The 14,824-nt window shown below is 46.2% G+C and carries 17 protein-coding genes; 8 read left to right on the top strand and 9 right to left on the bottom strand.

Annotated features, from left to right (window positions below; all coding sequences use genetic code 11):
- Positions 1 to 255: 255 nt before the first annotated feature.
- From F459_RS23155 to F459_RS0104445, 3 genes are all read right to left on the bottom strand, one after another.
- On the bottom strand, positions 256 to 1,149 hold the full coding sequence (locus F459_RS23155; protein WP_081623712.1) for a formylglycine-generating enzyme family protein: 894 nt from the start codon (positions 1,147 to 1,149) through the stop codon (positions 256 to 258).
- Entirely contained in the window at positions 1,109 to 1,459 is a 351-nt protein-coding gene (locus F459_RS23900) for a hypothetical protein (RefSeq protein ID WP_154651617.1), read from the bottom strand. Before F459_RS23900 ends, F459_RS23155 begins: the two co-directional genes overlap by 41 nt.
- 265 nt (positions 1,460 to 1,724) lie before the next feature.
- Positions 1,725 to 2,471, bottom strand: coding sequence for a TetR/AcrR family transcriptional regulator (locus F459_RS0104445; protein WP_245540077.1), 747 nt, complete (start codon positions 2,469 to 2,471; stop codon positions 1,725 to 1,727).
- Between the two features lie 62 nt (positions 2,472 to 2,533).
- Here F459_RS0104445 and vapB point away from each other — a divergent pair, with 62 nt between their 5' ends.
- The 3 genes from vapB to F459_RS24635 all read left to right on the top strand — a co-directional run bounded on the left by vapB (position 2,534) and on the right by F459_RS24635 (position 3,298).
- Entirely contained in the window at positions 2,534 to 2,800 is a 267-nt protein-coding gene (gene vapB / locus F459_RS0104440; protein ID WP_020611531.1) for a type II toxin-antitoxin system antitoxin VapB, read from the top strand.
- A gap of 100 nt (positions 2,801 to 2,900) precedes the next feature.
- On the top strand, positions 2,901 to 3,209 hold the full coding sequence (locus tag F459_RS0104435; protein ID WP_020611530.1) for a hypothetical protein: 309 nt from the start codon (positions 2,901 to 2,903) through the stop codon (positions 3,207 to 3,209).
- Positions 3,155 to 3,298, top strand: coding sequence for a type II toxin-antitoxin system VapC family toxin (locus F459_RS24635; RefSeq protein ID WP_407636022.1), 144 nt, complete (start codon positions 3,155 to 3,157; stop codon positions 3,296 to 3,298). The genes F459_RS0104435 and F459_RS24635 overlap by 55 nt, the downstream gene beginning before the upstream one ends.
- Before the next feature lie 116 nt (positions 3,299 to 3,414).
- Here the strand turns inward: F459_RS24635 and F459_RS0104430 are convergent, their stop codons facing one another.
- Together F459_RS0104430 and F459_RS0104425 are read right to left on the bottom strand one after the other, a co-directional pair.
- The gene (locus F459_RS0104430) at positions 3,415 to 5,574 is read right to left on the bottom strand and encodes an ATP-binding protein (protein WP_026294891.1); all 2,160 of its coding nucleotides are present in this window, start codon (positions 5,572 to 5,574) and stop codon (positions 3,415 to 3,417) included.
- Positions 5,575 to 5,586: 12 nt separating this feature from the next.
- Positions 5,587 to 6,294 (bottom strand): response regulator transcription factor, encoded by a 708-nt coding sequence (locus F459_RS0104425; RefSeq protein ID WP_245540076.1) that lies wholly within the window; start codon positions 6,292 to 6,294, stop codon positions 5,587 to 5,589.
- Between the two features lie 144 nt (positions 6,295 to 6,438).
- On the opposite strand from F459_RS0104425, the gene F459_RS0104420 reads away from it, so the two are divergent.
- The 4 genes from F459_RS0104420 to F459_RS0104405 all read left to right on the top strand — a co-directional run bounded on the left by F459_RS0104420 (position 6,439) and on the right by F459_RS0104405 (position 10,096).
- Complete coding sequence (locus tag F459_RS0104420; RefSeq protein ID WP_020611527.1) at positions 6,439 to 6,951, top strand: phage baseplate protein; 513 nt, start codon at positions 6,439 to 6,441, stop codon at positions 6,949 to 6,951.
- Between the two features lie 75 nt (positions 6,952 to 7,026).
- Positions 7,027 to 8,649, top strand: a complete 1,623-nt coding sequence (locus F459_RS0104415) for a hypothetical protein (RefSeq protein ID WP_020611526.1) — start codon at positions 7,027 to 7,029, stop codon at positions 8,647 to 8,649.
- On the top strand, positions 8,615 to 9,286 hold the full coding sequence (locus tag F459_RS0104410; protein WP_154651616.1) for a hypothetical protein: 672 nt from the start codon (positions 8,615 to 8,617) through the stop codon (positions 9,284 to 9,286). Before F459_RS0104415 ends, F459_RS0104410 begins: the two co-directional genes overlap by 35 nt.
- Positions 9,287 to 9,385: 99 nt before the next feature.
- A complete protein-coding gene (locus F459_RS0104405) occupies positions 9,386 to 10,096 on the top strand; it encodes a FecR family protein (protein WP_033301217.1) in 711 nt (236 codons plus the stop codon).
- Between the two features lie 6 nt (positions 10,097 to 10,102).
- Here the strand turns inward: F459_RS0104405 and vapC are convergent, their stop codons facing one another.
- From vapC to F459_RS0104390, 3 genes are all read right to left on the bottom strand, one after another.
- Positions 10,103 to 10,510, bottom strand: coding sequence for a type II toxin-antitoxin system VapC family toxin (gene vapC / locus F459_RS0104400; RefSeq protein ID WP_020611523.1), 408 nt, complete (start codon positions 10,508 to 10,510; stop codon positions 10,103 to 10,105).
- Positions 10,497 to 10,709, bottom strand: coding sequence for a type II toxin-antitoxin system VapB family antitoxin (locus F459_RS0104395; RefSeq protein WP_020611522.1), 213 nt, complete (start codon positions 10,707 to 10,709; stop codon positions 10,497 to 10,499). The genes vapC and F459_RS0104395 overlap by 14 nt, the downstream gene beginning before the upstream one ends.
- A 101-nt stretch (positions 10,710 to 10,810) precedes the next feature.
- Positions 10,811 to 11,398, bottom strand: coding sequence for an NUDIX hydrolase (locus F459_RS0104390; RefSeq protein WP_020611521.1), 588 nt, complete (start codon positions 11,396 to 11,398; stop codon positions 10,811 to 10,813).
- Positions 11,399 to 11,537: 139 nt separating this feature from the next.
- On the opposite strand from F459_RS0104390, the gene F459_RS0104385 reads away from it, so the two are divergent.
- Positions 11,538 to 12,836 (top strand): glycosyltransferase family 4 protein, encoded by a 1,299-nt coding sequence (locus tag F459_RS0104385; protein WP_020611520.1) that lies wholly within the window; start codon positions 11,538 to 11,540, stop codon positions 12,834 to 12,836.
- 18 nt (positions 12,837 to 12,854) lie between these two features.
- Here F459_RS0104385 and F459_RS0104380 read toward each other — a convergent pair whose 3' ends face one another.
- Positions 12,855 to 14,597: a sugar phosphorylase gene (locus F459_RS0104380; protein WP_020611519.1), complete on the bottom strand. Its 1,743-nt coding sequence runs from the start codon at positions 14,595 to 14,597 to the stop codon at positions 12,855 to 12,857.
- Positions 14,598 to 14,824 lie beyond the last annotated feature (227 nt).

The raw sequence follows: 14,824 nt of genomic DNA, 5'->3' as shown, positions 1-14,824 counted from the left end.
GATTCAGCGATTTCTCTGATCTTCTTGCCCTGTCGTTTCAACATCTGTGCTTCATGCATCAGTAACTCCAGCATTGTAGGGCGTACTCCTTGTTTTCATGATTGTTTGGCTACAACCATTACAAGGCAGTACTGCCCTTTTTTCAAGCCGGAGTCTGCAATTTACCTCCGGTGTTTTCCTGCAATTTACCTCCGGTGGCGACAGTCAAAATGCGAACCTTTTTGGACATGATCAAATTTTATGCGGATTGACTCATCAATACGCAGTCCTGCAAAGGCGGAAGCCAAAGGTACTGTAACGGTCAGAAGGTGTATAATTGTATCTGTTACCTACACGCATATACTCTTCTCCAAAACTCCAACTACCGCCACGAAGTATACGGCGAGTGCCGTTTTCCGGCCCTACTGGATCACTTTGAGAAATCGGTTTATAGGAAGCGATCCAGTCATAACACCATTCATTTACATTTCCGCTCATGTCATATAATCCAAGGTCATTTGCAGTTAAGCGTTTCACCTCATAACATTTTCCATGAGAATTCCCATTGAACCAGCCGTATTTCTCAATTTCAGGATTCGTATATTCCGGTCCTCCGCTAACATGATCTCCGCCGTTCCAGACAGAATTATCTGCATCTTTATAGCGGGCGGTGTATTCCCATTCCGCTTCGGTGGGTAAGCGGTAGCCTGTTTTACTCCAGTCCACATACACAGCGTCATTATTTTTCGCATTGTCTTTGGTATAGACCGTTTTTTTATCAGCATCGGAATAATAGATCTGCTCAGTATTAGCTATACTGTCATCGGCTTGGGTGAGAAGATTACAGAACGCCACAGCATCATACCAGTTTACATTGTAGGCAGGGTAACTATCCCCGTCACCAGGAACTCCTGTAGGGGCTGTTTCAGGCCAGGTTAGCCCCCAAACAGCCTCCCATAAGCCTTGGGTTACCTCGGTCTCCCCCATCCAGAAGTCTTTGGTCAGAGTTATTTCCGGTGCGGGAGTCGTTACATCTTCACCCATGGTAAAGGTTCCCGAATGAACATAGTGCATATAAAAAGAGACAGTATTAGCAGTACGATTATCGGGAGTTGCAGCAGAGGGCTTATCAGCAAAGGTTGCCGTAATTGCTAGAGATTTTGCCGGCATGATAAACGTCGTTTTGCAATTTGTAGTAAAAATTGTATGGGGGGGTAATTCCCGATTCTGAAGTACTAAAGCTTACTTTCCGAGTACTACTGTCCAATGTTGCTGATAGCGTTACTATTGTCCCTTCCGTAGCTTCGGATACGCTTGCTGTTACCTTTTCGCCATTGACTTCTCCAGTGGAATTGACTGTTATGGCATAGCGTTGTGGAGTGACGTCACCACTTGTATCCCCCCGATGGGTTGGAAGGGGGCAGCCTGCAGAAAGCAGTATTCCTGTTACTGCACTCATGGTTAATAAAAGCTTCTTCACGGTTTTGCCTCCGAAATAGTATATTTTATCCAGACATTTTTTCTGTCGAGATTTTGTACCGTTTATTTTTTCGGCTTATGATAGAATTCTTAATTTTTATTTCCGTTTTTTATAAATACGTAAAACCCTTTGTGATCACATAATTCACGTGTAATGAAAAAACTCTTCTTTGGTTCCAAAGTGAAAGATCTTTATTCTCACTTCACTATTTGAATGAGAATGGTGTTCTGTCGCTCTACCTCCCTTTTTTTATATTCCTTTACAACTAATATTCAATAAATTTATCCCATCCTAAGAAATCAGTTATTTTTGGTAGAAAGGCAATCGCTTCATCAACTGTAAAATCGTTTATGAACATTTCGAAAAAGGGTGTCCAATGAGTAATAAAAAGAACATGGAATTCATTCTTGGATAGTTTTATTTTACACAATCCTCTATTTTCCAAATCTGTCATAAGCAGGTAGACGCCTTTCATGCTTTGTTCTATGAAATCGTGCACAAAATTAGAATAGGCCGTTCCATCAGCTTTTGTGAGCAATATTTTTACAGCATCCTGTTCTTTATATATCTCCTTAATCCACTGTCTTGCTCTCTCGAAATATATTTCTTCAATCCAATTTTTTGCTTTATCGAAATAATCAATACGGTCCTTATGTGAGGCATTTGTCTCTGTTCTCTCCTTGTTCAATTCAAGGGTTCCATTCAGTATGCTTTCAAAAATATTGAGTGCGGGTTTCACAACATTAGCAAATAATACTTCTTTTCCATCGTATCGTTTATAAACTGCTCCGGTGGTTACGCCGGCATTTCGGCAAATTTTTCTAAGGGAAGAGAATATAAAGCCTTTTTCCAGAAATTCTTTCTTTGCACTTTGGATGATTTTAAGATCCAAGCTTGTATCTCTTGATGACATTACAAAGCTCCTATAACTGATAACATTGTTATCGATAACGATGTTATCAGTTATCTTTCTTTTTGTCAATATAGTTTTTCTGTTTTCTAATAATGTCATTATGTACTACAGAGAAAAGAATTATACCGTAATATCTATATCCCCAAACAGAAGGTAGCTTGATGAAGCAAGATTCAAACTTTGTATACCTACCTACATTCCGCGAATATGCGACGTTGCCGATGCAAACAGCAAAAATTTTTCAGAATGGCAGATATCAAGCAGTACGTTTACCCAAAGAGTATCAGGTTAAAGGAAATGAAGTGTATATCCAAAAACACGGTGATGCTGTCTTATTATTTCCACATGAAAAAATTTGGGAACTATTTGTTGAAGGTATCAACAAATTCTCTGATGATTTTATGTCTACAGGAAGAGAAAGTCTTTAATGTATGTATACACATAGCGGGCAGTTTTTCACGATCATTGTCCCAATAAATATTAATTTTATCATAAAACAAGTATATTATATAATTTAAGGAGCTTTATATGCCTCAACTATCACTTTATATTGATAAAACCACGCTGCAAAAAATCGAAACGGCCGCGAAATTAGAGCATCTTTCCATTTCTAAGTATGTTGTTAAGAAATTGAATGAATCGATGTTTAATGCATGGCCAGAAAATTATGAAAATCTCTATGGGTCTATTGATGATGATAGTTTCACCCTAGTCAAAATCGAAGATTTTTCCAATGATGCAGAACGAGATTTGATGATAATGCGACAAAAACATATGCAAAGATTCGATCAGAACTTGAAAAATCGGGAAAGATTATTGGGCCAAATGATCTATTGATAGCATCAACCGTTTTAGAACATGATGGAGTTTTAGTAACACACAATAGCAAAGAGTCGGATGTACATTGGGTATACTTCCACATTTAGCTGCGGGAATTTTGGGAATCTCGGCAGTTTTGCAGGCAAGTGCCCAAATATTCAAAGTCATAAACATTAGCTTTTAGGGGAATTACTGTGCTTTGTTTCGGGGTTGACGTATAAGGTTAATACCATGCCGATACAGACGATACCCTTTTGAGAGCTTCTATCGTCTCCTCAAGGCTCTTCTCCAACCGGCTGAAATCTGCTTCCGACCTGCTGGCCCTATAGGCATCCAGCGCCTTCCCCACACGCAGCAGACGGTAGTTTCCGGCAACGCCTTTTAACTGATGAAGAATATCCGCCATTTCACCACAATCTCCGGGATTCCCGATTCGATCAACTCCGCTTTCCAATGCCTTAACACAGGATTGTATCACATCGATAAACACCTTATGCCCCAGGTCCCTTTTCAATTCATCCATAAACCCTTCATCGAAGAGAGCCTCAAGGCCGTCACCCCCCTCTTGGATGGTCGGGCCCGCAGCATGCCAGGTCGCGCTCGTTGTCTGTCCATCCGAGCCCACCAGCCTCAGGGCGTTGCCCAACTGGAATATATCCACCGGCTTCGGAATAAAACCGGTGAAGCCGGCGCTTCGGTATTCTGATAAGACCTCCTCACGGGTGTCGGCAGTCATAAGGAAGGCGGGAATTTCCGGATGCGCCATCCTGATTTCCCGAAGCGTCTCCATTCCGTCCTGTCCGGGCATGTGCAGATCAATAATGACGGCATCAAAATCACCGCATCGGCTCTGCGCTATTCCCTGCCTGCTTCCCCGGGCGAACACGACGCGTTGTTTGAGAAGGCTCAGCAATCCGCCGACGATTTTCAAATTTGCCTCGGTATCATCAATGAGCAGTATGCTATATTCAGCGATTTCCGGCCGCTCTTCTTCCATACCGGTAGCGGTGTCGATGATGAGGGGAAGGGTGAAGCCGAAGAGGCTGCCGGAGCCCTCTCTGCTGCTAATCTCCAGGCTGCTGCCCATGGCATGCAGCAGCTCACTGCAGATGGCCAGTCCCAGACCGTTTCCGCCGTAGGCCCTTGTCGAAGCATCTTCAACCTGGACAAAGGGCTTTACGATATCCTCGATATGATGCGCAGCGATACCGATACCGGTGTCTTGTACCTCAAATCTGATGAGGGCCGTCGATTCCTTTCTCTCCAGGAGATCAACGCACAACGAAACAGAACCCTTACCGGTAAATTTCACGGCATTATTGATCAGATTGCACAGCACCTGCCGCAGCCTCAGGGCATCGCCCTTCACATATGCAACAGGAAGACAGTTGCAGGAACAAGAAAACCTCAACCCTTTTTCTTTTGCAACGGACGAATAGAGTGTATCAATCTCCCTCATCAATTCGTTCAGCGAAAATCGCTCATTTCTCAGCTGCAGCTTATGTCGCTCGATATGAGTAAAGTCCAGAGCATCCTGGATTAAAACCGTTAAAAGTTCTCCCGAGTTCCTGATAATTGCGACCGTCTTTTTTTGCTTTGCAGCAAGCCCGGTATTCTCCAGTATCCGGATTCCTCCCAGAATGACATTCAGCGGGGTACACATCTCGTGGTTCATCATCGCAAGAAAACGACCTTTTGCCTTGTTCGCCTCTTCCGCCAGGAGCTTCGCATCCCGGGCTTCCTGTTCCGCTTTTTTTATTTGAATCGTGTGATGATACTCTTCACGCTTTGATGCATTGGCGTTTAAAACTATTGCATAGCCGAGGGCATTGGTTATGAGAAAGTAGATTGACGTTGTAAACAGATCGGAAGAAGTCGCAATGCCGGTCGAATGGACAGAGATGATGAACATCATCGATATCACGATGCTTGTGCATACGGTTATGCTGACCTTGTTGGGGATAACGATATAGAAGATCAGTATATAAAATACCAGATATGATGTTCCGACGTCGTAAAATTTGTGTATTGATAGCAGATAAACATATTGATCCGCCGATTCAAGTCCGCCTATGGAGAGTTCAGCCACGATTATCAAAACACGAAGGAAGAGGGAGAATCGACGACTTTTTCTGACGACAAGGGCAGTGAACAAGAGCAATCCGGCAACCATTCTTGTAAGCGGGACCATCAGAGTCCGGTATTCCGGATGAACCTCTGGGCGTGGAATACAACTTGCAAAAACATAGGTGAGGCTGCTCAAACATACTGCAATAAAAAGCCGTCTGGACAGCACAGGCCATGAGAGGTCAATAAATGATTTTTCCGTCTCACGGCAGGAAAATTCTCCGGTACATTTCTCTATTTTGTATAGTGAATCCATAGTCGTTTTGAACTATCGCAAGGCAGCGGTATTTACGCGATACCCGAATTCCTTCACCGTCTCAATGATTTCCGGGTCCTCTGGTTGCAGGGGGAATTTTTTTCGCAACCGGGAAATCAGTACATCTATGGTCCTGTCTGCAGGATATGCCTTTCTGTGAAAAGCGACATCCAGAAGCTGATCCCGGCTCAGGATCCTGCCTCGTCCCGCAAGGAGGGCGGCCATAATAGTGTACTCTCCGGCTGTCAGTTTTATTTCCTTTCCGCCCTTATCGAAAAAACAACACAAGGCTTCGTTGAAAGAAAAATCATTTATCCATATTGCTTGTGAAGAGGTTCTTCTCTCCTCACGCTTATACGCCAGCAGATTGCGTATACGGATCACCAGCTCCCTGGGATGATACGGCTTACAGATATAATCATCTGCGCCCAGTTCCAGACCGGTCACACGATCGGTCAGCCTGTCTCTGGAGCTCACGATGATGAGAGGGATCTTATGCACCAAGCGTATCGCACGAACAAGCTGTAATCCGTCACCATCGGGAAGATTAAGATCCAGAAGAATGATATCAGGAACTTCTGCTTTCATCAGGGAATGAAAGGTCTTGATACAATTGGCAAGCAGGACCTTGTAATGTTCCCTCTCCAAATAGGCGGCAAGCAGCGTATATTGGGCAGGATTATCTTCAAGAAGCAACACGAAAACATCTTCATTTTTCATGATGCTAATCATTATTTTTCGCCGCATCATCATTGTCAATGACAATGATCTTTTTTGTTTACATACGGTTTACCTTGCATTCTTCCGCTGTTTACACTGGGCAGCTATCATTCCTCTATCAGAAACAATACAAAGGAGGATCCAATGGAAAAAAACGTAGGAGACATCAACTTAACGTATGGTGTTCCCATGGGAACGATTGTGGCATTTGCGCTGGCCGAACAAAATATACCAAAAGACTGGCTTCTCTGTGACGGAGGGAGCATACCAGATGCATATAGCAATCTGAAAACCTTATTAGGGAATCAGAATACTCCCAATTTAGCCGGAAGAACATTGATCGGCTCCGGGACGCTTGGCACAACAGGCACTACCTATAACGGAGGAGATTCAGGAGGGGAGGAGAAACACTGTCTTACGGTAGAAGAAATGCCGAAGCACCAGCATTATGGCTTTGGTGAAGCGTATAAAGATTGGCCGTTTGGAACTACAGGAGATAAAGGCCAAAAGGGCACTGCGGGTGGTGAAGACAGTGACAACTATTTTTACAACACATCCCCTAGCGGAGGAGATAGTCCGCACAACAATATGCCGCCGTACTACGTGGTACATTACATCATCTATGCGGGACCAGCGCAGGAAGATATCCCCCGGTAAACAAATTAGCTATCCTCGAATGAGTGAATTTTTCCGAGGGTAACAGATAAGAATTTCATGTAAAGGGATGCGTGTATGTTTAGAAAAAACGATCCGTATTCATGTAGCAGATCATCTATTCTCGTACAAGGAAGCGATACTGAAATTGGCAATCTCTTCACAGAATATCGGGTTTCTTCGTATGATGATGTGCAAGTCTCAGGAGAGGCATCGATTAAGAAAGCAAAAAGCCGAAAATTCCTGCTCCATTGCACGCAAAGAATCAGCTTTTACAACAGTAACGGTACTATCTTACAGGTTGATGAAAATGACAAAACAAATGCATATGAGAACTACCCTGCTCTCTTTCAGGCTTTTTTTTCCATAGATGCCCCAGGAGGAATAGATGCTCAGGTAGTAGAGTATTCCCCAAAAACGGTAAACACTCAAATACAATCTTCAGGAACAAACACCACATCGGCCGGAGAAACGAGCGGAAGCTCTCAGAACAGCACAGTGGGATCTTCGACTTCGGAAACAAACAGTTATTCTGCATCCATCTCAGCAGGTTTTACCGAGATGAATGACAGCGCAAGCATAAATAGAGAGCATTCATCATCATTTTCATCCGAGAAGTCACAAACAGTAGGATCGGAAGCCTCGAGGAGCAAAAGCAATGATATATCGGATTCTGCATCTATGAGTATTAAAGATTGGGGGGCTTATGCATATGTTGATCCCCATGCAAATTCTCCCAAGTGGATCTTTGGACAGGAATATCCCTGGGATGCCATAGTATGCAATAAAACCGATGGCACGCATAATGACAAGAATCCAAATCAATTACGCATATTGCTTCCATATAGTATGGCTTCAAGACTTTATGATTCGCATTCATTGTATCCTCCCAGCCAATTATCATTGTTCGGAAGTGATTTTGTCATGAAAGCGGTATGGCTGATCAGCATAGATGACGGCACATCCGAAGAAATAACGATAGATAATACCATTTTCTATTATACAGCGAGTCATGCTCTCGCAGACAATGCGGTTGCAGTGTACAGGGATCAATTTCCTGTCCAGCTAAAGGTAAAAGGTTCGGATTCATCAAAAACGACGATACATCTATCGATACTGGCTTTAGATCCCATAGGGATGGAAAATAAACTAGCAGTTATAGGCTTTATCCCTAAGAATTTTGTGATCCTGCCCCAACAGTCGGACGGGAACAATCCACCAATTGCCTTTAAAACTATTTCCCAAACAAATACCTTACTGATACAAGATACAACACAATATCCGGAGAAATGTGATATAGGAGCCGGGTTTTGTGCCGCTGAAACGGTGCTTTCTGCGAATCTGACAAAGGTATGCCAGTCTCTTGCCATGACACTATATTTCAAAGTTGTAGACACCTCCAATGACTATGCGCTGCTGATAAAACACTGGAAGAAGCCGGGTACAGGTGTTCGCTTGACCATTGTCGTTAACGAAGACACTGCAAATTCCATTGTAAAGTATGTCGATTCCGAAGAGGCGGAAGGAGGTGAAAATAATGTATTGAGGATTGATCTTCGGTATCAAAATTTTTCTTCAATTGATTATAGCGATTTTCTGCAATTGGGGCTTAATGCCATTCACATAACAATAGAAGCCATTGAGAGCGATTTTTCGATTTGCTGCTATGAAATCAGGGCACTTTCAATTGAAAAGGTATAACCCTTGTTTACTTAGAAAAAATACGAAACCTTCCGCGGGCGATTATAGAAGTCGCAGAAAGGAACAGCGCCGATTATCAAAGAAATACAGCGTAAAGGTAACCGGGGCAACACATGAGGCAGAACATGTCATTGGTTTTCGTGTTCTATCAGGAGGGTATGCTAAAAGATCGGAAAATGCTTTTGCGAGAAGCTTAGAAAACAACGCCCCTGCATACCAGGAGGAAAAGGTTTATCACAGGAAACATATTGGCACCGGCAATAAGGGGCGAGACATTACAGGCTTTTCTTCAGGAAGCTATAGAAGCTCTTGCCGTTCATTATTGGAACAAGGTGACGTAAGTTCGGCAGTGCAATTAAACCAGTTGGGATATGCCTTTCAATTCAGGGAAGCAGAACAATCTCTCTTATCCCATCAAAGCAGAGAAAGCCTGCAGTCCGATAACTCGTTTCGCTATATGGTAGAAAACATGGTCGCCGTTGATTATGCAGTAGATGGGGCAAGCACGGTTCGTATTCCTGTAGACGATACCGACAGACTGGAAATGATGTTATCCAGAGAAGCCGCCAGAACAGGGGTGTGGCCTGCAGAGGAAATTTATAGGATGCGAGACGCTTTATTTGGGGAAGTTACGTAATCAACAATTGGAGCAGAGATGGTTGCTGACATGGTTTGTGCTAAGCAGATGGAAGAGTGAAGTTTGAATTTCCAATACCATAGTATTATACTATGAATTATGGAAACGACACATCTCTCACAAGCGGTATCCCGACCGCAGATTTTGGGAATCATAGCAGCGATTGCAATGTTGATGCTCTTTACGGCTCTGCCCAGCATAGCTCTCCAGGCAGCCCCCGGATCCCCCGCTCTGGTTACGGCCCAAATCGTGTGGATGCAAGAGCCTAGCGAGGTAACCATCTGGGATACAGCAGGAAATCCGATTCGCGCAGCGTTCGGGGTAATGCTCGAAAGCGGATCTACCGTAAAGACCCGGGACAGCGGAGCAGAGATCGTCCTTGTGCCAAACGGATCGGTAATAGTACTAGACAACAACACCACCTTCCGCATCGACAGCCTGCACGATGCCGGTAGTAATCAGGCGGACAACGAAAACGTATTCTCCCTTATTGCAGGCAAACTTCGCTTGATAGCGGCAAAGATCACCGGATCGTCCTATTCGGTGCGTACCAAGACGGCTGTGGCAGGGGTCCGCGGTACGGATTTTTACAGGATGTATGCACCCGCTGCAGGACGAGATTGGCTGTGCGTCACCGAAGGATTGGTCCAATTCAATTCCCCCACGGGTGATCAAGGAGTGTTGGTGTCTGCCGGAGAATTCGTAGATTTGAATAAAGGCTTCAAGACGGCGCAGGCAGATGAAGGGTGGTTGGAGAACAACCTTACCCTCGAGACCCTTCATCGGGCTGTTTTACCGCCACAACGGTGAGGGAGGTCATAGTTGTCGGAAGATTTTTAGCTCTTTGACAACCGTGCTTATTCTGTCGAAATCAGCATCATTATGAAGGAGGAAGAGATTATTCTCGATCGCAGTCTCCACTATCAGCATAGCGATTGTGCTCCGAACGGTTATCCCGTTCCGCCTGCATTGAACATTGATCAATGCAGCCCGCTCATACGACTCTTTTCCGAATTGCAGGCCATAGAACGGCAATGTTTCCAGGTACCCTTTCAGGGTGCCAAACTCCTTCATCGTTTTTGCACCCTGCAGAACCTCCTGGTAGATAACATCGTTTATGCCGTATGGAATACCATGCTGAATAACCTTGTCAAAAATCAACGCCTGGCCGCTATCCGTCCCTTTGAGATAGTCGATAAGGACAGAAGTATCAACTAAGATCATGAGTGCTTCTCATGGATTTATAGTCATACCCATCTGCAAACTCAATTTTCCCTTTCAGGTCCCGAAGATTCCTCATCTTTTTGGAATGGACGAATTCCCGCAAGGCCATCTCGATTAAATCCTTCTTTGTACGGATGTTCCCGGCGTATTTGAAAGCCTCCTCCACGAGAGTATCATCCAGAACAATATTGGTTCGCATCTATACACCTCATAAGATGTATATTAATACACATAGAGGCAGAAATCAAGTTTCATATTCCATACACACTCCCCCTGCCTGCTTTCTTCAGAGCCTGATTTCTATTGATCCAACCACTGCCGAAGGTAAGCCAGGGCTATCAGCATGATGCCGTTGTTATACCGGCCCGATCCCATATGCCGGACAACTTCAGCTGCCTTCTGGTAATGAAGGGTAATCTCTTCATGCTCATCGAGCTCCTGGTCGCCGACCCGGTTAAGGCCTAAGGCAAGAAAGAAAGAGACACGGTTGTTCATAAATGCGGGATTTGGGCAGACCGAACCAAGGGGTTCCAGCCGTTCCGGTTTGATGCCGGTCTCCTCGGAAAGCTCCCGCAAGGCCGCAGCTTTCGGCGCCTCTCCCTTTTCAACCGTCCCGGCAGGAAACTCAACGGTCACCGCATTGATGCCGTGGCGGAATTGTTCGACCATGAGAAAATCTCCGCGCAATGCCGTAAGATCCTCCAGGCTGCCGCTAAACGGAATCACCGTGACCCAGTCGGGGGCATCGAGAAAGAAAAAGCGTCCTATCCGGCCGTCGGGGGCCTGTCGTTCCACCCGGTTTACATCAAAAATACGGCAGGGAGCAATCAGCTCCCGCTTTGTTTCACTCCAGAGTAACTCGTCTCCGCTCCGCGTTTTTGTATTCATGAGAGTACTATATCCTTCTTTGCTCTTGACCGGCAACGGGCAAGTGATAACACTTTATAGTGTTCCGAATCCTGGTGGCGGTTACGCCATTTTACCACCACTATTCGTGACAGTAGAAACGAGCCACAAGGAGCATGCGATGAAAAAGCGGAGAATTGGTTTCATCTCTTTCAGAATTTCCGGCACCGACGGGGTTTCTCTTGAAACAAAGAAATGGGCCTCGGTATTTGAGGAGATGGGCCACGAAAGCTTTTTTATGGCGGGCCAGCTCGATACCGACCCCGAACGCTCGTTTTTGGTGGAAGAGGCGCACTTCCACCATCCCGAAATCATCAAACTCTATGAACAGTGCTTTAGCAACCGGAAACGTCCCCAGGAACTTTCAACAGGTCTGCATCATTACCGCGAAATCCTTAAGACGAAGCTGCGTCAGTTCATCGATCGCTTTGACCTTGATCTTATCATCCCCCAAAATACCCTAACAATCCCCCTCAACATCTCCCTTGGCATGGCCATTACCGAAGTAATAGCGGAAACCGGTATTCCGACCATTGCCCATCACCACGATTTTTTCTGGGAACGTAAACGCTTTCTTACAAACTGCGTGTGGGACTACCTGAACAGCTGCTATCCACCACATCTGCCGATGATCCAGCATGTGGTAATCAATAGTTCGGGACAGAACCAGCTTGCCCTGCGAACAGGTATTTCGAGCCACCTTATTCCCAACGTGATGGATTTCGAGCATCCTCCCACGGAGCCCTTGGATGATTTTAATAAAGATGTGCGAAAGATTTTCGGCATCGACGATGATGAGCTTTTTGTCCTCCAACCGACCAGGGTGGTTCAGAGAAAGGGTATCGAGCACGCCATCGAATTGGTGGCCCGCATGCACAGGAAGGCGGTGCTGGTGATCAGTCACGCTTCCGGTGATGAGGGCTACGAATACCAGAATCGGGTCCACAAATACGCAGAGCTTCTAGGTATCAGGGCCATCTTCGTTGATCATCAGATAGGTGACAAACGGGAGATTTCGCCCTCGGGAGAGAAGACCTACACCCTCCAGGATGTCTATCCCCATGCCGATCTTGTCACCTACCCGAGCCTTCAGGAGGGGTTCGGCAACGCCTTTCTTGAAACCATCTATTTCAGAAAGCCTATTCTGGTAAACAACTACTCGATCTACCGACACGATATCAAACCCAAAGGCTTCGATGTTATCGAAATGGACGACTTCATCACCGACAAGACCGTCGATTATACCGAACGAATCCTTTCAGACCCCGAACGTCTCCACAAGATGGTGGAGACCAACTACGCATTGGGGCTGAAGTACTACTCTTACGCCATCCTGCGGACAACATTTAGAAACCTACTCTCCGGCTTTTTCGGCGAAGAAGAGGCCAGAGAGCATACCGGAACAAACGGCTGCACCTGAAAACTGCTGGACGACGGCCTAATTCCGGGGTTTGATCCAGCGAACACCGTAGGGTTCAAGCTGAAAGGTGAGATCTTTTCCGGTTATCAGGGGAACCACACTCGAATCCTCTATCAGGTCGATAAAATCGGACGCAGGCTTACCACCGAGTACGATTACGGGAAAGGTGGCTTCTTTGGCAACGGGAGCAAGGTTGACAAGGCAGACAACCCGCTCCTTTTTATCGGGGCTGATACGTACAAGACCGAAAACGGCCCCTTCTGTGGGGAGTATCTCCATGCGACCGGCGGGGTCAAAGGCTGATGTGGTGCGTCGGGCCTGAAGCATCGCCCTGAAACCGCTGTAGATCCTGTTCCGCAAGGACCCCGCTTCGTTGATCGCATCAAGAAGCGGATCAAGCTGCAATTTTTCCCGATTGATGGTGCGATTCCGACCTGTATCCTCAACCCCTTCTCTCCAGTTTTCGGAGCCGACAAGCGAGTGGTAGTAGATCCCCGGGACCCCCCGCAGGGCAAGCATGATCGACTGGCTGGCAAGGAATTTGCGTGCCCTGACGCTGTCGGGAAGCTCTTTTTCCGCAACGGCGTCGAGATAGGTGATGTTCATTTCATAAGGAATCGATCCTTCCGGAGTGGCCTTGTAGCTGATCAGCCCGCCCCGTTTGAGGGTGGTGTTCACAAGGCGATCGATCCGATTTTGGGGAAGGATTCCCCGGGCCGGCATCACCCCGATCCCGTCGTGGCTTGCCAGGAAATTGAAAAAGGTGGTCTTTGCCGAAAGCCCGGTCAAATTCGATGCCCACTTTCGCAGTACCCCCGCATCTTCCTCTAAAAAAGCATCCAGGACCAGGGGAGGAAGCGGGAACTGATAGACCATGTGGGCCTCGTCGCTTCCATTGCCGAAGTAGCTGATATTCTCTTCGTGCGGAACGTTGGTCTCCGTCAGGACAACCACCCAGGGAGCGGCAACATCAAGAACCGCACGAAAAAGTTTTACCGCCGCATGGGTTTTTGGATGATGGATCGAAGGATGGCCGATCTCCTTCCAAAGATAGGCGATGGCATCGAGACGGATCACCTGTATCCCTTTTTCAACATGAAAAAGGAGGATGCGTATCATCTCGAGCATGACTGCCGGATTGGCAAAGTTGAGATCCACCTGATCAGCTGAAAAGGTGGTCCAGACGTGACGAACTCCCTCCGATGTCTCAAAGGGAGTCAGCAGAGGATGAGTGCGAGGGCGCACCACCATCGAGAGATCGTCATCCGGCGAGGCGGTAACGAAAAAGTCCCGGTAGAGCGGATCGCCCTCGAGAAAACGGCGGAACCACAGGCTCTTTGCAGAGCAGTGGTTGAGCACCAGATCGCTCATCAGCTTGAATGAAGCGCCGATTTCCGCAACATCCTTCCAATCACCATAGTCGCCGTTGACCTGCTCGTAGTCGATCACCGAAAAGCCATCGTCCGAGGAGTAGGGGAAAAAAGGAAGGATGTGTATACCGGAAATGATACCGGTAAGTTTCCGATCGGCAAACTCCCGCAATCCCTGGAGAGGAACGGTCCCGTCCCGGCGAAAGCTGTCGCCATAGGTGATGAGAAAGGCATCGGTTTCGTCAAGAGGAAGATCTCCCCTTCCCCGGTTTTCCGGGGGAATGAGGTGACTACGCCGCTTGGCGACAAGCGTCCCGATTTCTTCGGCAAGTCCCTCTGCCTGAGAGGCGCCATAGATTTCCGTCAATAATCGAACTATTACATCATTCATATACTAAATCTACGCTGCCTTGATGCCCTGCGCAAGGTAGAATGTTACTAGTGTTCGGAATCCTGGTGATAATCATACCCATTATAAGGTAAAACCCTTTCTTTTTCGCCGTCGGCCACCTTTTTCCATGATTCTAATCCTAAGTGACTATTTGAAAATGACTTGAGGGGCATATATCACCAATATTCCTGACAGTAGGAAATGGTTAGATAATCGTGAAACGATAA

It is taken from the genome of Sediminispirochaeta bajacaliforniensis DSM 16054, assembly GCF_000378205.1.
In the GTDB taxonomy this organism is placed as follows: domain Bacteria; phylum Spirochaetota; class Spirochaetia; order DSM-16054; family Sediminispirochaetaceae; genus Sediminispirochaeta; species Sediminispirochaeta bajacaliforniensis.
This window is presented reverse-complemented; position numbering and strand designations above follow the sequence as displayed.

What these genes read in the sequence shown, in the direction of transcription:
- F459_RS0104390 (WP_020611521.1), bottom strand. Translation starts at nt 11,398, where the DNA reads ATGAATACAAAAACGCGGAGCGGAGACGAGTTACTCTGGAGTGAAACA.
- F459_RS0104380 (WP_020611519.1), bottom strand. Translation starts at nt 14,597, where the DNA reads ATGAATGATGTAATAGTTCGATTATTGACGGAAATCTATGGCGCCTCT.
- F459_RS0104395 (WP_020611522.1), bottom strand. Translation starts at nt 10,709, where the DNA reads ATGCGAACCAATATTGTTCTGGATGATACTCTCGTGGAGGAGGCTTTC.
- F459_RS0104405 (WP_033301217.1), top strand. Translation starts at nt 9,386, where the DNA reads ATGGAAACGACACATCTCTCACAAGCGGTATCCCGACCGCAGATTTTG.
- F459_RS0104385 (WP_020611520.1), top strand. Translation starts at nt 11,538, where the DNA reads ATGAAAAAGCGGAGAATTGGTTTCATCTCTTTCAGAATTTCCGGCACC.
- F459_RS23155 (WP_081623712.1), bottom strand. Translation starts at nt 1,149, where the DNA reads ATGCCGGCAAAATCTCTAGCAATTACGGCAACCTTTGCTGATAAGCCC.
- vapC (WP_020611523.1), bottom strand. Translation starts at nt 10,510, where the DNA reads ATGATCTTAGTTGATACTTCTGTCCTTATCGACTATCTCAAAGGGACG.
- F459_RS0104420 (WP_020611527.1), top strand. Translation starts at nt 6,439, where the DNA reads ATGGAAAAAAACGTAGGAGACATCAACTTAACGTATGGTGTTCCCATG.
- F459_RS0104430 (WP_026294891.1), bottom strand. Translation starts at nt 5,574, where the DNA reads ATGGATTCACTATACAAAATAGAGAAATGTACCGGAGAATTTTCCTGC.
- vapB (WP_020611531.1), top strand. Translation starts at nt 2,534, where the DNA reads ATGAAGCAAGATTCAAACTTTGTATACCTACCTACATTCCGCGAATAT.
- F459_RS0104410 (WP_154651616.1), top strand. Translation starts at nt 8,615, where the DNA reads ATGAAATCAGGGCACTTTCAATTGAAAAGGTATAACCCTTGTTTACTT.
- F459_RS0104445 (WP_245540077.1), bottom strand. Translation starts at nt 2,471, where the DNA reads ATGACATTATTAGAAAACAGAAAAACTATATTGACAAAAAGAAAGATA.
- F459_RS0104435 (WP_020611530.1), top strand. Translation starts at nt 2,901, where the DNA reads ATGCCTCAACTATCACTTTATATTGATAAAACCACGCTGCAAAAAATC.
- F459_RS0104415 (WP_020611526.1), top strand. Translation starts at nt 7,027, where the DNA reads ATGTTTAGAAAAAACGATCCGTATTCATGTAGCAGATCATCTATTCTC.
- F459_RS0104425 (WP_245540076.1), bottom strand. Translation starts at nt 6,294, where the DNA reads ATGAAAAATGAAGATGTTTTCGTGTTGCTTCTTGAAGATAATCCTGCC.